Origin of the sequence: Caballeronia sp. SL2Y3 (genome assembly GCF_022879575.1) — a bacterium.
Taxonomy (GTDB): Bacteria; Pseudomonadota; Gammaproteobacteria; order Burkholderiales; family Burkholderiaceae; genus Caballeronia.
The window spans coordinates 324,395-343,592 of sequence record NZ_CP084262.1 but is presented as its reverse complement, the minus strand read 5'-3'; the positions used below and the strand labels follow the sequence as shown (position 1 = coordinate 343,592).

At 63.3% G+C, this 19,198-nt stretch carries 16 protein-coding genes and 1 pseudogene; 10 read left to right on the top strand and 7 right to left on the bottom strand.

The window, feature by feature from the left end; all coding sequences use genetic code 11:
* Positions 1-4: 4 nt before the first annotated feature.
* Both LDZ26_RS20525 and LDZ26_RS20520 read right to left on the bottom strand, forming a co-directional pair.
* Positions 5-1,294 (bottom strand): MFS transporter, encoded by a 1,290-nt coding sequence (locus LDZ26_RS20525; protein WP_244851069.1) that lies wholly within the window; start codon positions 1,292-1,294, stop codon positions 5-7.
* A gap of 174 nt (positions 1,295-1,468) precedes the next feature.
* Entirely contained in the window at positions 1,469-1,627 is a 159-nt protein-coding gene (locus tag LDZ26_RS20520) for a hypothetical protein (RefSeq protein WP_244851068.1), read from the bottom strand.
* A 255-nt stretch (positions 1,628-1,882) separates the two neighbouring features.
* Here LDZ26_RS20520 and LDZ26_RS20515 point away from each other — a divergent pair, with 255 nt between their 5' ends.
* From LDZ26_RS20515 to LDZ26_RS20500, 4 genes are all read left to right on the top strand, one after another.
* Positions 1,883-2,560, top strand: coding sequence for a GntR family transcriptional regulator (locus tag LDZ26_RS20515; RefSeq protein ID WP_244851067.1), 678 nt, complete (start codon positions 1,883-1,885; stop codon positions 2,558-2,560).
* Between the two features lie 1,092 nt (positions 2,561-3,652).
* Positions 3,653-4,000 (top strand): hypothetical protein, encoded by a 348-nt coding sequence (locus LDZ26_RS20510; RefSeq protein WP_244851066.1) that lies wholly within the window; start codon positions 3,653-3,655, stop codon positions 3,998-4,000.
* A gap of 295 nt (positions 4,001-4,295) precedes the next feature.
* Positions 4,296-5,480 carry a zinc-dependent alcohol dehydrogenase gene (locus LDZ26_RS20505; RefSeq protein ID WP_244851112.1) on the top strand — a complete coding sequence of 395 codons (1,185 nt, stop codon included), beginning with the start codon at positions 4,296-4,298 and terminating at the stop codon, positions 5,478-5,480.
* Between the two features lie 10 nt (positions 5,481-5,490).
* Positions 5,491-6,081, top strand: coding sequence for a hypothetical protein (locus tag LDZ26_RS20500; RefSeq protein WP_370650751.1), 591 nt, complete (start codon positions 5,491-5,493; stop codon positions 6,079-6,081).
* Positions 6,082-6,118: 37 nt separating this feature from the next.
* Here LDZ26_RS20500 and LDZ26_RS20495 read toward each other — a convergent pair whose 3' ends face one another.
* The 4 genes and pseudogenes from LDZ26_RS20495 to LDZ26_RS20480 all read right to left on the bottom strand — a co-directional run bounded on the left by LDZ26_RS20495 (position 6,119) and on the right by LDZ26_RS20480 (position 9,604).
* Positions 6,119-6,811: an alpha/beta family hydrolase gene (locus tag LDZ26_RS20495; protein WP_244851110.1), complete on the bottom strand. Its 693-nt coding sequence runs from the start codon at positions 6,809-6,811 to the stop codon at positions 6,119-6,121.
* Positions 6,812-7,002: 191 nt separating this feature from the next.
* Positions 7,003-7,797: an SDR family NAD(P)-dependent oxidoreductase gene (locus LDZ26_RS20490; protein ID WP_244851065.1), complete on the bottom strand. Its 795-nt coding sequence runs from the start codon at positions 7,795-7,797 to the stop codon at positions 7,003-7,005.
* Between the two features lie 368 nt (positions 7,798-8,165).
* Positions 8,166-8,692: pseudogene (locus LDZ26_RS20485) on the bottom strand (PLP-dependent aminotransferase family protein); the annotation flags it as partial.
* A 144-nt stretch (positions 8,693-8,836) separates the two neighbouring features.
* Positions 8,837-9,604, bottom strand: a complete 768-nt coding sequence (locus tag LDZ26_RS20480; protein ID WP_244851064.1) for an SDR family oxidoreductase — start codon at positions 9,602-9,604, stop codon at positions 8,837-8,839.
* 104 nt (positions 9,605-9,708) lie between these two features.
* On the opposite strand from LDZ26_RS20480, the gene LDZ26_RS20475 reads away from it, so the two are divergent.
* The gene (locus LDZ26_RS20475) at positions 9,709-10,653 is read left to right on the top strand and encodes a LysR family transcriptional regulator (protein ID WP_244851063.1); all 945 of its coding nucleotides are present in this window, start codon (positions 9,709-9,711) and stop codon (positions 10,651-10,653) included.
* A gap of 278 nt (positions 10,654-10,931) precedes the next feature.
* Here the strand turns inward: LDZ26_RS20475 and LDZ26_RS20470 are convergent, their stop codons facing one another.
* Complete coding sequence (locus tag LDZ26_RS20470; RefSeq protein ID WP_244851062.1) at positions 10,932-12,140, bottom strand: S9 family peptidase; 1,209 nt, start codon at positions 12,138-12,140, stop codon at positions 10,932-10,934.
* A gap of 689 nt (positions 12,141-12,829) precedes the next feature.
* Between LDZ26_RS20470 and LDZ26_RS20465 the strand changes: the two genes are divergently transcribed.
* Genes LDZ26_RS20465 through LDZ26_RS20445 form a run of 5 tightly spaced genes read left to right on the top strand, consistent with a single transcriptional unit; the run spans position 12,830 to position 19,132 of the window.
* Positions 12,830-13,591 (top strand): enoyl-CoA hydratase/isomerase family protein, encoded by a 762-nt coding sequence (locus tag LDZ26_RS20465; RefSeq protein WP_244851061.1) that lies wholly within the window; start codon positions 12,830-12,832, stop codon positions 13,589-13,591.
* Between the two features lie 51 nt (positions 13,592-13,642).
* Complete coding sequence (locus tag LDZ26_RS20460; protein WP_244851060.1) at positions 13,643-14,704, top strand: ABC transporter substrate-binding protein; 1,062 nt, start codon at positions 13,643-13,645, stop codon at positions 14,702-14,704.
* 10 nt (positions 14,705-14,714) lie between these two features.
* Positions 14,715-15,776: an ABC transporter ATP-binding protein gene (locus tag LDZ26_RS20455; RefSeq protein WP_244851059.1), complete on the top strand. Its 1,062-nt coding sequence runs from the start codon at positions 14,715-14,717 to the stop codon at positions 15,774-15,776.
* A 9-nt stretch (positions 15,777-15,785) separates the two neighbouring features.
* Positions 15,786-17,567 (top strand): ABC transporter permease subunit, encoded by a 1,782-nt coding sequence (locus LDZ26_RS20450; RefSeq protein WP_244851058.1) that lies wholly within the window; start codon positions 15,786-15,788, stop codon positions 17,565-17,567.
* Positions 17,568-17,590: 23 nt separating this feature from the next.
* Positions 17,591-19,132 (top strand): AMP-binding protein, encoded by a 1,542-nt coding sequence (locus LDZ26_RS20445; protein ID WP_244851057.1) that lies wholly within the window; start codon positions 17,591-17,593, stop codon positions 19,130-19,132.
* The last annotated feature ends 66 nt before the right edge of the window (positions 19,133-19,198 follow it).

Genomic DNA, 19,198 nt, shown 5'->3' with positions numbered 1-19,198 from the left:
CGCATCAGACCACGCGTTTCCTGCTCGCAGCGAGACCGCAGAGCGCAAGCGACGAGACGACGATCAGATACCACGCCGGCGACATGATGCTGCCGGTCGCCTTGACGAGCATACTCGTCACCACCGGCGTGAGGCCGCCGAAGAGCGTCATCGAGATCACGTAAGCGAGCGACACGCCTGTCGTGCGGCAGCTTGCCGGAAAGAGCTGCGACAGCAGCGAGCCGAGCGGCGAATAATAGAAGCTGTAGAAGACGAGCGAGAGAATGCACTGGAACGCGACGAGTGTGACCGGACCGGGCGCCCGCGTCAGCATGTAGAACAGCGGCAGGATCAGCACCATGCCGGTGACAAGCGCGACACGCATCACTTTCACCGTGCCGAAGCGGTCGGCCGTCATGCCGCCGGCCAGCGGCATCAACACGCATACGATGCCGCTTACGATCGACGAGGCGAAGGCCGCATCCTTGGTGACGCCGAGATTGTTGATCGCGAAAGTCGGCATATAGATGTTGATGAAGCTCGCGAGTCCGCCCGCACCGGCGATGATCGCACCCATCAGCACCGCCGACTTGTGCGAACGCGCGGTTTCTCGCAGCGGAGAGAGTTCGGTCTTCCGGGTCTGCTCGAAGGCCGTCGTTTCGCTCACCTTGCGGCGGATGTACAGGCCCACCGGTCCGATCAGGCAGCCGAAGACGAAGGGTAGGCGCCAGCCCCACGAGTTGACCTGTTCGGTCGTCAGATAGTGGTTGATGCAATAGGCGAACAGCGACGACGTCAGTACCGCGAGACCCGACGCGGAAAACTGCAGGCTGCCGAAGAAAGCCATGCGGCTCTTGTCCTGCTCGGTCAGAAAGGAATTCGCGGCGCCGAATTCCCCGCCTGCCGAGAAGCCTTGCAGCAGGCGTCCGGCGACCAGGATGACCGGCGCGAGAAAGCCGACGTGCTCGTAGGTCGGCACGACGGCAATCGCCGCCGTGCCCAGCAGCATCAACAGCGCCGCGAGACTGAGCGCGAAGCGCCGTCCGCGCCTGTCGGCGATAACGCCGAGCACGATAGCGCCGACCGGACGAATGACGAACGAACTCGCGAAGGTCAGTAGACTGAGCAGCAGCGCGGACTGCCCGTCGCCGGTCGGGAAGAACAACTTCGACACGGTGATCGCGAACATCGCGTACACCAGCAGATCGAACCATTCGAAGAAGGTGCCGAAGTTCGCGGCAACGACGTCCCGCAAGCGGTTCGGAGCGGGCTGATCCACGGCGGGGGCGTCGAGGGTGCTGGCTTTGTTCAACATATTCATCCTTTGCAGTATTGACCGGACGGGGCGGCCGCCGGATGCCGTTGTGCAACGCGGATGTCCGCGTCACTGTTCAATAGACGAGGTAGTACTGGGCAGAGCATGAACAGCCATTCAAGCGCACCGTCGGGCGCGCAGCCGCGTGTTTGGAAAGCCAGCGCAACGCCGCAATCAAAGCAGACCCGCATCGCGCACGCGATACCAGCTGACCACCGCCGCGAGATAAAGCCGCTGCAAACCGTGGAAAGGAATGGGCGCGATGCGGGTCAGCGGGAAGGGCAGCGCTTTCGCGTCGCGCGTCAGGGTGTAGCGGGCGAGCGCATCGCCCATCGCGGTTTCGAGCGCGACGCCCCGGCCCATGCAGCCGATATTGATGACCAGGCCCGGCTCCGGCTCGTGCTGTCGCGGTAATCGTTGCGCGCCGACGTCGCTCTACGAACGCATGCCGCGTTCGGTATACACTAACCATATAAAAAATCCCTCACAAGCAAAATCAGGTGGTTTTTGCCGTATGTTTCGCATGCGACTCTTGGCTTCGGTATACAGACAACATAGCGCGATGGACTTGATCGATTGAGGAAAGCGATGTCGGAAGACGACTGGCCGCCGCAAAGCGCCGTGGCTAACGGGCCACTGCGCGGCAGCGTGTACGAAGGCATCAAGGCCGAGATTCTCGAATTGCGGCTGCTGGCAGGCGCGCCGTTGCAGGAAGAGGAACTCGCCTCGCACTATGGCGTGAGCCGCACGCCGGTGCGTGAAGCCTTGAGGCAGTTGCTCGACGAAGGTTTCGTCGAACGCAAGGGGCGCTTCTATCAGGTGAAGCACCTCACGCCGCGAGACATTCGCGAGCTGTATGAAGTGCGCGAAAGCCTCGAAACCACGGCCGTCCGGTTATGTGTGGAGCGAGCCGACGACGCCATCGTCGCGCGTCTGCACGAGACGATCGCGGGGCAAGTCGAGGCACTGGCCGCGAACGACCGGCAACGATTCTCGGCATGCGACACGGCTTTCCACCTGACGCTCGCGGAAGGTGCGAGCAACGGGCTTCTCTTGCAGCAGCTGACGGCGATTCACGAGAAGATTCGCCTCACACGCGGACGCGAATACGAGGTGCGGAACTGGCTCAGGCATTCGATAGACGAACATTCGCGTGTGGTGAGCGCGCTTGAACGGCGAGATGCGACCATTGGGGTCGCGGAGATGACGTATCACATCCGCAGCGTGGTGGATCTGCACTTCGGCACGCGGCGGCGAAAGGATTGAAGATGCGAAACGCCATGGCGATTCGCGGCAATGAGATAGTGCGCAACGCGCAGAACACCCAAGGAGCGGACTTTACAGTTAGCTCGCAACGCAACGGTCCGCGCCGCACGGGACGCAAACCCGCACCGTCGTTCTATATCGCCGAAGCTCGCCGCGCCTACGGTCGGACACGCTTGTCCTTTATGACGACGAAAACGAATAGGACGAGGCATAACCGATAGGCTCAGAACCGATCAAAGGTATGGCTTGCTTGACATAGAGACCATGATCGTTCGTTAGTGCTTCTAATGAGTGCGCCCATCGACGAATGGGCAAAATTTCACGGGTTTCGCCAGCCGGCCCGAAGCTCTCGGCATTCCATCGAACCGCGAGTGCATTTGCGATTCGATGATGCGAGCATGCCCACTTCTCGACGAGCCCGATCTGCCGGGCGCCTTTGAAGGAGCCGCTTCCGCTCGTGCAGTGCTCCATTTGCAGGCGGTGGTGTTACATGTAGCACACACGTGATACACCGAGGCTTGTTATGTCCCGCACCACGCTTCGTTTGCCGCCTGAAAAATCGCCCGACGACCGGTGAACCACCCGTCCTGTGCATCCCTTCTGCGGCTCAGCATGAAGCACGCATTACGTCATTACGTCTTTGTCGGGGAAAGCGAGCTTTATTTCCGCACGCGGTCGATCAGCAGCTTCCCGCCGGCCACCACGAGCCTCGGTTGCACATCAGTCTGCCTGACGGAGTACAGATGAAAGCGCCGCTCGAATAAGCCTGTCCATTCCAGAAGCATTCGCCTTCTAACGGGGTCGATTCGACCGCGAAGGGAGCCAGTTCTATTGGGCAAATTTTGTTTGCTCTGATCCTGTGCTTCTACGTTGGGAGTGTCTTCTGCGATGTTAGTCACCTCATCCATTCCGATGTTGCCTAGTAGGGCAGCAAGCCGTATTCCGCGTATCACCGATGTTCGCTCGCAGTAGTCGAGTCGGAGACCGACGACTTTTCAAAGGATGCATCGGCACCACGGCCTTTTTTGCCGTTCTACGCTGGTCGAGGCGTTGTCGCCTTACCAGTGCGAGCGCATGGACGCGTGGGGTCCTATGAAGATGAAGACGGTAGCAGCGGTAGTGACGGCAGGCGATCAGGAAGTCGCGGCCGACTTCGACGTGTCGGCCGGTCGGATCCGTATCACGAGCGACGGAGCGGTCGTAGAAGACATTGGTCCTCCTGACTCATGGATCGCTTTGAGTTCGGTTGCAGAAGGAAGCGAATGGGGCACGCATCCAACGCCTGATGACCTTGAGCGTTTTCTAAAGAGATATGTGGCTGAGCGGGGAGAGTCCGTTCATGCGCGACCGGGCGAACGGGAGCAAGGCAAGCATCGCCGAATGCGCCTGTTAGGAGCAGTGCAACGGTGGCTCAATTCTCAGAAGCAAGATACGCACTGAAAGCCCGAACGGCATCCCGCTCCGGGATGCTTCATCGATATATCAAGTTCGATTGAGCAGCTGGACAACGCTGCGAAGACGGCACGACGAATGCGAGAAGTTCCGGGTCGTGCGAGCCGTGGCCGGCAGCAACAGCGACACACGGAGGCAGGAATAGAACGCACGACCGCTACTTCTTTTGGGGTTGAGCGCTTGCGATGGCGTAGCTGCAACACCGCCTTCGCTCAACGATAAGCCACGCCACGGTACTGCGAACGCATGTGCGGGATCGTGGAGAATTCCTGACGGAGGTTTTATGCTAGCCACAAACTTTCGCGGACCGTACCGCATCCGTGTGTCGCAAAAGCAGGATCCCCTGATCGAGCATCCAGGCGACGCCATCGTCCGCGTGACGCGCGCCTGCATCTGCGGCTCGGATCTGCACCTGTACCATGGGCTGGTGCCCGATACGCGCATCGGGCACACCTTCGGCCATGAAATCGTCGGCATTGTCGAAGACGTGGGGTCCGCGGTCGAGACCGTCAAGCCGGGCGATCGCGTGCTCGTGCCATTCAACCTGTTCTGCGGCTCGTGCTTTTTCTGCCAGCGCGAGTTATACAGCAACTGCCACAACACGAACCCCGAAGCGACTGCGGTGGGCGGCATCTACGGTTACTCGCACACCACCGGCGGTTACGACGGCGGCCAAGCCGAGTTCGTGCGCGTGCCGATGGCCGACGTGGGACCGTACAAGGTGCCCGACGATATCGACGACGACAATGCGGTGCTGCTGACGGACGCGCTGCCGACCGGCTACCAGGCCGCCGAGATGGGCGACATTCATGAAGGCGATACCGTGGTTGTATTCGGCGCCGGGCCGGTAGGCATCTTCGCCGCCAGATCCGCCTGGCTGTTCGGCGCCGGGCGCGTGATCGTGGTCGACCATATCGATTACCGGCTCGACTTCGTGCGCCGCTACGCTCCCTGCGAAGTCGTCAATTTTCGCGAGGTGAGCGACGTGGCCTTGCACATCAAGAAGATGACGGACTGGCTGGGCGCGGACGTCTGCATCGATGCGGTCGGCTGCGAGGCGGCGGGCAGCCTGACTCAAACTTTGACCGGGCGCTGGACCATGCTGCAAGCGGGTTCGGCCACCGCGCTGTTCTGGGCCATCAACTCGGTGCGCAAGGCCGGCAACGTGTCGATCGTTGGCGTCTACGGACCGACCTTCAACGCAGTCCCAATCGGCAACGCGCTGAACAAGGGCATCACCATGCGGATGAACCAGGCGGCGGTCAAACGCCATGTACCGCATCTGATCGAACACATTCGCCAAGGACATTTGAACCCGAAGGAGATCATTACCCACCGCGTGCCGCTGGAAGAGGCCTCGGACGCGTACCACGTCTTCGCGAGCAAGTACGACAACTGCATCAAACCTGTGCTGATTCCTCCGCGTGCCGGCTCGGCGCGCTCGATGGTGACCAGCGTCGCTCACTAAAGGAGCAGCCATGGATAACGAAATCGCGCGCCGCGATCTTGCCGAGCAGAGGCGCAACCCGCAACACCACGGACGCGTCGACTGCGAGCGCCAGATGGACTACGACCTTAACCGGCACAGTCCGCCCCGCGATGAGCTGCAGCGCATCCCCGGCTGGGGCTCGGACCTCGACCACAAGAACCGTCCAGCCATCCCGATGGAGCGCACGCCGCCACGCTTCATTCACGTGCCGCAGGGACAGCCGGTACAGCAGGCGCAGACCGTCGAAGTGTTCTATTCGCCGGAACGGCCGGGCATTACGCCGCTCTTCGGTACCGCCCAGCCGCCGAAATGGCTGTCGGGTGCGATAAGGCGCGTTGCCTACAAGTTGCCTGAGAACGATCTCCGCCACTGGCTGATGCTGATTGCCGCCGACCGCGTCAACGTGGTGGAAGGCATCGTCGACGACCTGCGGCACGGCCACGTACCCAATGTCCTCGGCGAAATGGGCATCCGGTCTGAGCTGCGCTATAACCCTGCCGGGCTGGTGCGCAAGGCGCTTATCGCCACGGCGGTTGTTGGCGGAATCGCGTTGCTCCGGAAACGCCGCTCGCGTTATTGATCCAGTCGCGCGCGGCTACAAGCATTCCTGCGATTGCTCAGTTCGCGCGGACCAACTCTGCTTCGGCGAAGAACCACTCGGACATCCTCCGTGCGAGTTCGAGCACGACGTCCGCGTCGGTCCGGCCGGAGGACGCGCGCACGTGGAACGAATGGTCTGCGTCGTCCACCAGATGCAGCGTGGCGCGTGCCCCCAGCGTCTCGACGACCGGCCTCAGCAGGTGAAGCTCGGCCAGCTTGTCGCGCGTGCCCTGCAGGAAGAGCATCGGCACCGCGACGTCCGCGAGGTGTTGTGCCCGCTCCACGGCGGGCGCGCCCGCCGGGTGCAGCGGGAACGCGACGAACGCGATGCCACGCACGCCGTCGAGCGGAGAGATGGCTTGCGCCTGGGACGTCATGCGACCGCCATATGATCTGCCTCCCGCGAAGAGCGGCAAGGCTGGCAGCCGCCGACGGGCCTCTGCGACGGCTGTCCGCACGGCAGCATGCGCCACGGCCGGCGAGTCTACCCGCTTTGAGCCCCGCTCCATGTACGGAAACTGGTAGCGCAATGTGGCGACATCGACCGCCGCGAGCGCGTCGGCCAATGACGACATACCGGCGTGCTGCATGCCCGCCCCGGCACCGTGCGCGAACACATATAAGGCTCGCGCGTCCTTCGGCACTTGGAGAAGCGCAGAGACCGTAGAGCCGTCGGGCAGTGCCAGGGAAAGCGATTTTGGGTCGTCCATCGTATTCAGGTCGCGTCGTTGCGGCCAAGAGCGGTCAGTCGACGATTCCGCTCTAATCGTCGACGACATTCCGGCCGTCCTCGGTTGCGCCAGGTCGCGAACGCGGTCTCACGATCGGCCAGGCTTTCCTCGGAAGTCGACATGCCACTACCGCTCGTCAATGGGCGACATCGCCCAGGAAAAGTCGGCCATCACGACCAGCCACCTGTCACGAGGATATCCTCCGACGTGATCATGCGGCTGTCGTCAGCCGCGAGGAAAAGCGCCATGCGAGCGATATCGCCAGGCTCCATTTCCTCGTCGATGCACTGGCCGCGTTGTATTTCTTCGCGGCCTTCGTCGGTGAGCCACAGTTTGCGCTGCTTCTCAGTCAGCACCCAGCCCGGCACAAGCGTGTTCACGCGGATTCCGTAGGCGCCGAGGTCCTTGGCGAACCCGCGCGTCAGGCCCTGTACTGCCGCCTTGCTCATCGCGTACACCGGGAACTGGCTGCTCTTGAGCATCCAGCAATGCGAGCCGAGATTGATGATCGAGCCCGCCCGTGCGGCCTTCATATCCTCGGCCACAGCCTGCACTGCAAACAGATGGTGCCGCACGTTGACCGCAACGCCTGCATCGAACGACTCGGGCGTCACGTCGGCGAGCGCGTGGCGGCGATCGTTCGCCGCGTTGTTCACGAGCACCTCGATCGGTCCGAATGCAGCCCGTACTTCGGCAATGGCCGCGTGTAACGCGGGAATGTCGGTGACGTCGCAGGCGACGAAGAGCGGTTTATGGCGCGCGTCACTGAGCGAATCGGCCAGAGCCGTTCCCGCGTTGGTGTCGATGTCGAGAAAGCCCACACGTGCGCCTTGTGCAACGAAGTGCTCGACGAACGAAGCGCCAATGCCACTTCCGCCGCCCGTAATGAGCACGACGCGGTCTACCAGGCTGGGATAGCTCGCGTAACGTCCTTGTCCCGAAGAGTTCTCGCTAGAAGTTGCCATTTGAATCCTGTTTTGAGTGATCACTGTGACGACGATGCGGACGGTGCGCCATGGAGGGTGCTTATGACCTCGCCAGGCCCGGCTCCGTGGCGTCGTCCCGTCTGCCGACCTGATGAGGCATTGTCTACGAGATGGTGGCGATCCGCAAAGACGTCCTCGTCGTGCGTTTCGAATACAACGCGCTGAGCGAGCGACACTGAGCCGGACATTCGACACGGCGCCCACCTTTGCCGACAGGAACTGAGACGTCAGGGCGACGCGACATGTGAACCTCGTCATACACGTTGTCGCCAATCATGCTTCTTCGACCCCGCGAAAGCGAAGCGACTGAAACCCGTTGTGCCGCCCGCCCACCAACCACCCGAACCTCACAACATCGGCGTATGCAGATGATGCGGGTCGTCCAGCATATTGACGAGCCGCGTTAATGCCTCACGACAATCCTCCCGATTCTGCGGACCCCCCAGACACAGCCGCAACGCGTTCGGCGGATCGCCGTCCGTGGAAAACGCGGCGCCCGCCACCGCGCCGATTCCCTGATTGCGCAGCTGCGGCGCGAGCTCCGACGCGCTCCAGTCGCAGGTAGCCGGCACAGGCAGCCATATATGGAAGCCGTGAGCATTCGCATCGAACGGCAAACCGCTCAGTGCTTGCGCTGCGATTGCCTGACGCGCCATTGCTTCGTCGCGAATCGCGTCGAGTACGTCCAGTGCCGTTCCATCGTTGATCCAGTGTGTCGCGAGCAGAACCGTAAAAGGGCTGGGCATCACGGTAGTCGCGCGCAAGGCACCCGCGATGCGCTGCGTCTACCTCGACGTCGGCGTCTTGAGGTAAGCGACGCGCAAGCCCGCGCCGAAGGTTTCGAAAGACCCGTGATGTGATACGTCAGTTTCGGCACCCAACGCAGGCGCACTTCACGTGCCGCTTTGGGAGGTCCGGCCGTTGCCATTTGGCCCGCGCAAGGTGATTGTGCGGCGCGCGGCACTGCGGCTCTATCCGGGCACATGATTCCTTCGGCGCGACTCCGTTGGCCTGGGCGTTACACGAGGCGCGCGCCGCCATCGACGTTGAGCGTGGCTCCGTTCATGAAGCCATTGGTCATCAGGAACACCACGCCGGCGCCGGCTTCGCTGGCTGTGCCGAGACGATGCAGCGGCAGCGTCTTCTCCATGTTTGCGACGACCGCATCGCACGCGTCGCCAAGCGCCTTGCGCAGGATCGGCGTATCGATCGGACCGGGCGACAGCGTGTTGACGCGCACCGGCGCGAGTTCGAGCGCGAGGCCGCGCGCGAGCGCTTCCATCGCAGCCGATGCTGCCGCGAGCACCGCGGTGCCGTAGGCGTTCGGACGGTCGGCGAGACTGCCCGAGATGAACGTGATCGAGCCATCGGCGCTCAAGCGGTCGCCGAGCGCGCGAATGACGTGCACGGCCGCCCAGATGCGCTCCTCGAACGCGTTCCGCAGATGCGCGACGTCCGCCTCGCGCACCGTCCCCGCGACGAAAGTGCCGGCCAGCAAGACCAGATGATCGACCTTCGGAATGTCGCGGACCGCCTGTTGCAGCGCATCTGCGTCGGTTACGTCGGCTGCGCGCCAGCCGGCGAAGCCATGTTGCGCGGCGACGCGTTGAGCCGTATCCGCCGATCTTCCCACGACGATCACCTCCGCGCCCACGCGCTGCGCCTGAAGCGCCGCGTCGAGCCCGATCCCCGACGTTCCGCCGAAAATGAGTGCGGTCTTCCCCGCCAGTGCGCCGTTGCGAACTTCCGTGGCCTTTTCGTCCTGCGCTTTCGTATTCGCGTTCATGTCCTTCTCCTCGTTGACTTCGCCGGTGTGGCGTCGATGGAAGAAGGTTAATTCGCGAAATGCAGCTTGATAATCAGGCTATGGTTCGTTTTAATGATGCCATCATGGAACAAATCGCTGTCGAAAGACTAACTGGGCTGATCGCCTTCGCGCGTGCGGCATCGCTTGGCAGCTATACGGCTGCCGCGCGTTCGCTGTCCGTTTCGCCATCGGCCATAAGCAAGAGCATCCAGCGGCTGGAGCAGCATTTCGGGCTCAGGCTGTTCAGCCGGACCACGCGCTCACTGACGCTGACGCCGGAGGGACGCGATCTTCTGGAGCGCACGCAACGCCTATTGCGCGAGGCGGAAGGTATCGAGCAAGGCGTCGCCGCCGCACGCGCGGAGCCGGCCGGAACGCTCAAGGTGACGGCGCCGCTGCCCGTCGGCGTGAACATCCTTGCGCCCGCGTTGCCCGCGTTTCGACGGCAACATCCGAAAGTGACCGTCGACGTGCGCCTGAGCGATCGATACGTCGACCTGATCGAGGAGGGCGTGGATGTCGCCATTCGCGTCGGCGATCCCGGCGACACGCGGTTGATCGCGCGCCGTCTTGCTCCGCATCGGATCTGCGCGTTCGCGTCGCCCGGATATCTGCGGGACCGAGGCTCACCGCAGCATCCCAACGATCTCATGCAACACGATTGCGTGAACTTCAGATATCAGTCGACGGGACAGGAGGCTGCGTGGCCATTCGACGTGGGCGGCAAGCTCATCGAGTTCACGCCTGCGTCGAGTTTGATTATCGACGTCAGCGACGCGATCGCCGTGACGTTGGCGGCCGGCGCCGGTATCGGCATCTCGACGACGTATATCGCGGCGCCGTTCGTTCGACGGCGCGAACTCGTACCCGTGCTGCATGAGTTCGCTTATGACCGATTCCATCTGCATGCAGTGTGGCCCGAGAGCCGCCGCAGCAATCCGGCGGTGAGAGCGTTTGTCGGATTCTTGCAGGAGATCTTTCCGTCTCCCGCGCCGTGGGACGTGCTCGTGCAGGCTCATGCTTCCTAGCACTCGTTGTCGAGGCATACGCGGTCATCGGTTGGATGTGCGACCGTGAACGGCCGCTTCAGGAAACCACGGCTGGCCGTTGCGGGTCGGGAGCGTGCTGACGGCAGGCCGTTTTCGGGAAGCGGAATTCCACCGGCCGCTTTCTGGCGATGGTTTCGAGGGCGGGGCTGACGCAACCCGACCCTCAGGCGACATTCGGGCCGCTCAAGAGCAGCCGCTGAACAGGTCGTCACGGCCTGTCGATGCGATAGTCGATTCAAACGCGCATGCCTTGTTACCTAATCGAGCACCCCATCCAACCAATCCAGCACACGCCGGTTCACCAGCGAGCGATTGCGCATCTCGCAATGCTCGCCCGCACCCTGATCGCTGCTGAAGCGAACCAGCGTCTTTGGACACCGCAATGCATCGAAGAAACGCTGGGTTCCGGCGGCGAGCGTATCGTTCTCGGCCAGTGTGAACAGGGTCGGACAGCGGATGTCTTCGATGCGCCCATCCATCGTGTAATTCTCGACTGACGCCAGGTATTCTCGCAGCGTTGCAGCGCCATTCACCCAGTAGCCGCGTTTCACGACACTCCAAGACAGCTTCCGGTCGTTCGCCACGATCTGCGTCAGTCGTTCCATCAGCGCCGCAGACATCTCACCCAGGTTTGCCGCCTCATCACGGCTCGCGCCGAGCCGCATGACGTAAGCGCGGAAGCCATCCGCCACGGAGGGCAGCGCGGGGTCTGCAACACAGGCCGCAAGACGACGCTCGACAGACGCCGCACGTGGCGCCAGATAGCCACCCAAACTCCATCCGCACAGCGCGATCTTTCGCGGATCGACGTTCGGCAACGCTTCTGCAAAATCCACTACCGCTTCAATCACCGTTTCCCAGTCCGGCCTGAGCTTGACGTCATGTTCGACCAAAGTCGTGCCCTGGCCCGGACCGTCGAAGATCAACGAGTGATAGCCTCTTCTTGACGCGGCGACTGCGGAAGCAAAGAACAGGTCGGTGATCGTGGCATCGTAGCCATTGTTGAAGATCAGCAGTGGCCGGACTCCGTGGGCGCGGCCTTGTGCTGGTATGACGTAGGCAAGCAGCGAGTTCCCTTCGAACTGGATATGGCGCGGGGTAATTGGCACCTCGCTCAGCGCCAGTCCACGCTCGAACGCCGCGATCTGCTTTCGCGAACCTGCAATTACACGCGGATCGACCGGCCGACCGAACAATGGATGGAACGACTTGCCGTAAAAGCACGCGGCCCTCAGGAAGGTCTCCCGCGCGCTTGCCCGATGTCCCTCTGCTTCGGCACGGTGTCCATCCTCCATCATGCGGTCTGCAGCTGCGGTCCACGCATCATGGAAGTCGCTATCGCCTCCGTCACCAACCGCACGTGCGATAGCCTCGATCTCTCCATAGTCCGCACCGCCGTATGGAATGTACCCAAGCGGCCACGTTCCGAGTTGATCGTGAAGCTCATCCTTGAAGATCGCAGTCATTTTTCGCTCGCCTCGCAATCACTGACCATCGACAGATCGGCTCGTCGGTCGTCGGCGATTTGGATCGTGGCGTCGACAGCCATCTTCTATCTGTCTCGAACGCTGCTCGCCGCTAGGTACCAGGCGCCAATGTACGCTAGTGACCCGCCGAGGGAGCCGGCAACTCTCGTCAAGCGACGCACCCCGCTCTAGCGTGACCGACCTGCCAATGACCACAGCGTCCGCGATTTATCTCTGAAATGGTTATATGAAGCGGCGCACACTGCCGCCATACATTTCCAAGGCGTTCGTGGGATAGGCAACACTTGCTACACGGCGATACGACAGATGGCTCCAGCGCGAGTTTCTCCGCAATGGAGCTTCCGGCGCCAGTCGACTGCCGGCCGTTCAGAGCAGCAATGGGTTTTGATCCGACTACGGACCGTCGCCGCGTGCGTCGGATTCAGTCACGGTGCCATCAAGCACTTCAAACACTTCCCGAAAGGCCGTCAGCGTGCGGCCGCTCGTCACGCCATAGGCGGCGCAGTCCGGAGCACGCTACGCGTGCATGTCAGCTGACGCATCAACTCTCTCTTCCCAAGGCAGCGACCGAGAAATCCGGCTCGCCGCCAACCGCGTAAACCCGCTTGCACCGTATTTTTGATACGGATATATTGAAATCTACCATCAACTATTGCATAGCGATAACTATGGACGACGACGTTCTGTTCTCGAGTCACGGCCGCGTCGCGGTCATCACGCTGAATCGTCCGGAGCGCCTGAATGCGTGGACGACGCCGATGCGAAACAAGATCATCGACGCGCTCGACCGCTACAACGGCGACGATGAAGTGGCCGCGATCATCATGACCGGCGCGGGCAACCGCGCATTCTCGGCGGGACAGGACCTGTCCGAAGCGCACGACTTCGACGGCGAGCGCGCCGTGGCATGGGTCAAGGAATGGCAGCGCTATTACGCCGCACTGCGTGGCCTCAAGAAGCCGCTCGTCATGGCGCTCAACGGCACGGCCGCAGGCTCGGCGTTCCAAGTGGCGCTGCTCGGGGACATCCGCGTCGGTCATCCGGGCGTGCGCATGGGCCAGCCGGAAATCAACGCGGGCATCGCCAGCACCACGGGTCCGTGGATCATGAACTCGATGCTCGGCATGTCGCGCACCATCGAACTCACGCTCACGGGACGGCTGATGGACGCGGAGGAATGCCATCGCATCGGCCTGATTCATCACCTCGTGCCGGAGGAGAAGGTGTTCGAAAAGGCACTGGAGATCGCCACCGAGCTCGCCGCCAAGCCGCCCGTCGCCATGCGTCTGGACAAGCAGCGTTTCCGCGAAATGACGGAGCCGGGCTTCATCGACTGCATCGAAGCGGGCATGCGCATCCAGCGCGAAGCGTACGACTCCGGGGAGCCGGCACGCATGATGGAAGAATTCTTCAAGAAGCGCGCGAAGTAAATCGGGCTGAAGCGGGCCGTTCCTCTTAATCCCAGTGCGGGAGACCTGAACATGACGCAAGACTTCAACCCGACGCGCCGCCGCATTCTGCACGGCGCGGGCGCCCTCGCCGTCGCCGGCGCAATGCCGCTCGCCGCGCGTGCAGAGAGCAAGCAGATCGTGGTGTCGGACCCGGGCGGACCGTACACGACGGCTTATCGCGAAGCGTTCTACGATCCGTTCGAGAAAGCCACCGGCATCAAGGTCGTGAGCGTCGCGCGCGAATCGCAGCCGGTCGCGCAGTTCGCCGCGATGGTGCAGACGAAGAACTACGTGTGGGACGTGACCACGCTCACGCTGTCCGCCGACATTCCGTATCTGGAGTCCAAGGGCCTGCTGGAACCCATCGGCCTCAAGCCGGGCGACTTTCCGGACATCATGCCGGAGGCCATCACGCCGAACTGGCTCGGCGTGGACGTCTATTCGACGGTGCTCGCGTATCGCGCCGACAAGTTCAAGGACAACGGGCCGAAGTCATGGGCGGACTTCTGGGACGTCAAGAAATTTCCGGGCCGCCGCTGCCTGCGCCGCAGTCCGCTCGACACGCTCGAACAGGCGCTGCTCGCCGATGGCGTGCCCCTCGACAAGCTCTATCCGCTGGACGTGGACCGCGCCTTCAGGAGCCTCGACAAGATCAAGCCGCACATCGACATCTGGTGGACCTCCGGCGCGCAGGCGATGCAGGCAATCCAGAGCGGCGACGTCGACATGATCTCGACCTGGAACGGCCGCGCGCAAGCCGCGAAGGATGCGGGCGCGCCGGTCGCGATCGTGTGGAACCAGGGTCTCTATTCGATCGAAGGCTGGGGCATTCCGAAGGGCACGCCGCGCGCCGATGCGGCGAAGCAGTTCGTGCGCTTTTGCGCCGACGCGAAGCGCCAGGCGCTGCTCACGCGCACGCTGGCCTACGGGCCGACCAACAAGCGCGCGTTCGACACCATCGGCCGCGACCGCGCGACGCTCCTGCCGACCGCGCCGGACAACATCAGGGACATGAAGCTGCCGAGTCCGCAATGGTGGGAAGCGAACCGGCAGAAAGTCACCGAACGATTCAATTCGTGGATCATTTCCTGAGGAGCGGACGATGAGCTCGAAACTCGAGGCGATCGGCATCGCCAAGCGCTACGGCGACACGACGGCGCTGGAACCGACGGACCTCGCCGTGCAGGCGGGCGAGTTCCTGACGCTGCTCGGTCCCTCGGGTTCGGGCAAGACCACGTTGTTGCAGATGATCTCGGGTCTCGTCGCGCCGAGTGCGGGACGCATCGAGATAGACGGGCGCGACGTGACGCACACGGAGCCGGGCAAGCGCGGCATCGGCATGGTGTTCCAGAGTTATGCGCTCTTTCCGCACATGAGCGTGTGGGACAACGTCGCCTATGGCTTGCGCATGCGCCGCAAATCACGCCACGAAGTGCGCACGGCCGTCGACGAATCGCTCGCCATGGTGCGCATGACCGAATACGCGAAGCGTTTTCCAAAGGAGCTGTCAGGCGGACAGCAGCAACGTATCGCGTTGGCACGGTGCTTCGCGTATCGGCCATCGGTGATCCTGCTCGACGAACCACTCGGCGCGCTCGACAAGAAACTGCGCGAGCACATGCAGGCCGAGATACGCCGCCTGCACAGGGAGCTCGGCGCGACCTTCGTCTACGTCACGCACGATCAGGACGAAGCCCTGACGCTCTCCGACCGCATCTGCCTCATGAATCAGGCGCGCGTCGAACAGGTGGGCACGCCCGCCGATCTCTACGACCGTCCCGCCACGCGTTTCGCGGCGGGTTTCATCGGACACTCGAATCTGCTCGAAGGCGCGCTCGACGACGCGCGCGGGAGCGGCGGCGAGCCGATCCTGCTCGCGGCGGGCGGGCGCATTCCGTTGCCGCTCGGGGCGTCGATCAGACCTGCCGCGCGTCATACCTTGCTGGTGCGTCCTGAAGCGCCGCGTCTCGTCGAACCGCAAAGCGGCTTCGTCGACGGCACGATCGCCGACGTCGTGTTCTTCGGCAGCGACACGCGCGTGCAACTCGCGATGAACGACGGCAGCGCGCTCACCGTGCGCTGCGAACGTAGCGTGAGCCCGCGCATCGGCGATCGGGTGGGCCTCGTGTGGGACCCGTATCGCACGACGCTGCTCTCCGCCTGAGGACATGTCATGACCCTTGCACTGCATGCGCAACGCGAGAACGAGGCATCGCGGCGCGGGCGTTCGGTGTGGATCGCGCGCTCGCTGCGCATCCTGCCGATTCTGCCGACGCTCGTTTTTCTGCTCGTGTTTTTCATCGTGCCGGTGGGCGAGATTCTGCAAGGCGGCCTCGTCAGCGCGGAAGGGCAGATCGGCTTCGCGCAGTTCGAGCGCATCGCGCGCACGCCGGTCTACGCGAAGGTGCTGGGGATCACCTTCGGCATCTCGTTCTTGACGGCCGCGCTGTCCATCCTGCTCGGGTATCCGGTCGCTTACCTGTTGAGCCGTCTGTCCGAGCGCGTGCGCGAACGCTGGCTGCTGTGGATCATGCTGCCGTTCTGGACCAGCTATCTCGTCAAGACCTACGCGTGGATGCTGCTGCTGTCGAAGACCGGCGTACTCTCGACCATCGCGCTGTCGCTCGGCCTCGTCCGCGAGACGAGCGGCACCATTCCGTCGCTGACGGGCGTGCTCATCGGCATGGTGCATTCGATGCTGCCGCTCGCCGTGATGACCATGCTTCCGGTCATGCGCGGCATCGACGAGCGCCTCGCGCAGGCCGCCGAAACCCTCGGCGCCGATCGCAGCACGAGCTTCTTCACCGTGTTTCTGCCGCTGTCGTCGCCGGGCGTCGCGGCGGCGGGCTTGCTCGTGTTCATTTCGAGCCTCGGCTTCTTCATCGTGCCGGCGCTGCTCGGCTCGCCGAAAGAAACGATGATCGCGCAGCTCGTGATTTCGTCCGTGCTCGAGCTCTTCGACATGAAGTTCGCCGGCGCGCTTTCGACCGTGTTGCTGGTCTGTTCCATCGTCATCTTCTTCGTCTATGACCGTATGGTCGGACTCACCTCGCTGACAGGCGAAGTCACCGAGCGCTCGCGCGGCTCCCGTGCGGCAGGCTTGAGGCTGCGGGTGCTCATCGCGGCAGGGCGCTTCTTCGCGCCTTTCCTCATGCGCCGCAAGGTCCACGCGGATACGACCGCACGCGCGGCGAGCCCGCTCGGACTGTACACGTGCGTCATCATGGCGATGCTGGTCGTGCCGGTGCTGTCGGTCATTCCGTATGCGTTCACGAAGAGCGACTACATCGCGTTTCCGCCGAAGCTCGTGAGCACGCGATGGTTCGGCACCTTTCTCGAATCGCCCGTATGGCACAGCGCCATCGTGCGTTCGTTCGAAGTCGGACTCGGCACCGCGTTGTTGTCGCTTCTGCTCGGCTTTGGCGCGACGCTCGCCATGACGCGCATGCCGCGCCGCGCGAGCAAGCCGGTATTCGCGCTGCTGGTCGCGCCGTTGATCGTGCCGCGCATCGTCGTGGCGGTCGGGCTTCTGTATCTGTTCGGCCGTTTCGGGCTCACGGGAACCAACCTCGGCCTCGTGATCGGTCATACGGTGCTCGCCATTCCGTATGTCGTGGTCACGCTCGCGGCGGGCTTCCAGCGTTTCGACTGGCGGCTCGACGACGCCGCGCGCGTGATGGGCGCATCGCCGTTGCGGCGCATCACGTCGGTCGTGCTGCCGCTTCTGATGGCGAGCGTGACAGCCGCATTCCTGTTCGCGTTCCTCGTCTCCTTCGACGATCTCACCATCGCCATCTTCGTGAGCGGCGGCATCAACTCGACGCTGCCCAAGCAAATGTGGGACGACATTCAGCTCGCGGTCACACCGACGCTGGCGGCGGTCTCGACCACGCTCATCGTGCTGATCGCGCTGGTGGTCGCGGTGTCCTCCTGGCTCAAGCGCCGCGCGCGCTGATTGGCTTCCTATCTGCTTCAGACATGCACCGATACCCCGAATACTTCGCGCATCGCCACGCAGACGACGATCTCGACTGCGCGCCGCTGCTTGCCGCGGGCTTGCGCGCCGCACCCGGGCGCACCGTCGTCCACTTCGATGAACGCGTCATTACGTGCGCGGAAGCGTCGCGGCACATCGCGCAATTGCAGCGCTGGTTCGCCGACGCGGGTCTCGTCGCGGGCGATCGCGTCGCGGTGATGCTCGGCAATAGCGCCGAGCATATTCACCTGATCTACGCGCTCGTGCTGAGCGGCCTGGTCTGGGTGCCGGTGAACACGAGGCTGCGCGCGGCCGCCCTCGAATATCTGGTGCAGCATGCGGAGCCGAAGCTCTTCGTCGTCGACGACGAATTCGATGCAGCGACCGCCGTCATCGACTGCGGTCGCGCGCGCCGCACGCGCTTGCCGGCGTTCGATCCGGGCGATACCAACGACGCCTTCGCGACGCCCGCCATCGCCGGGGACGATCCGCTGTGCATCATCTATACGTCGGGCACGACCGGCGCGCCGAAAGGCGTGATCTTCACGCATCGCATGATGCGCATTGCAAGCGAGGCCGCGTTGCGCGTCGCAGATGTGCGCGCAGGCGACCGGCTGTTTCTATGGGAGCCGCTGTGCCATATCGGCGGCGCACAGATGCTGCTGCTGCCGTTTCTCGAAGCCGTCACGCTGCACGCGGTGCCGCGCTTTTCCGCATCGCGCTTCTGGTCGCAGGTCGAGCGCGCGGGCGCAACGCAGTTGCATTACCTCGGTGGCGTGCTCGACATTCTCATGCGGCTGCCCGAATCCGCGCAGCCGGCCGCGCATACGTTGCGCGTCGCGTGGGGCGCGGGGGTGAGCGCATCGGCGTGGGAAGCGGTTCAATCGCGCCTCGGCGTGCGTCTGCGCGAGTGCTACGGCATGACCGAATGCGCGAGCTTCGCGACGCTGAACGTGACGGGCAAGCCGGGTTCCATCGGCCGCGCGCTGCCGTGGATCGAGGTCGAACTGCTCGACGATAACGGCCTTCCTGCGAAGCCGGGCGAAGCCGGCGAGATCGTGCTGTCGAGCAAGGTGCAAGCGACGTTTCTGCCGGCCTATCTGAAGAATCCCGATGCGACTCGCGCCGCCCTGCGCAACGGCAAGCTGCACACGGGAGACCGCGCGCGCCGCGATGCCGATGGCGATCTTTTCTTCATCGGGCGGCAGACGGACAGCATGCGGGTGCGCGGCGAGAACGTATCGGCGTGGGAAATCGAACGGGTCTTCGCCACGCATCCGGCAGTGCGCGCAAGCGCCGCGATCGGTGTGGCATCGGCCATCGGCGAGCAGGACATTTTGCTCAACGTGCAGTTCAAGGATGCGCCCGTCGAATGGGAAACGCTGCACGCGTGGGCGCGCGAACGGCTCGCCAGTTTCCAGTTGCCGCGCTATTACCGCGCGGTGCCGGGCTTCGAACTGACGGCGAGCGAACGCATCCGCAAGCATCTTCTGCCGCGTAATGTGGACGACGCATGGGATCGGCTCGCGGCCGCGCGAGCGTGAGCGCGGGCGTATCTCATATAGATGACGTTCTGGCGCTATGTGATAATTTGGCGTCCAGCAACAACA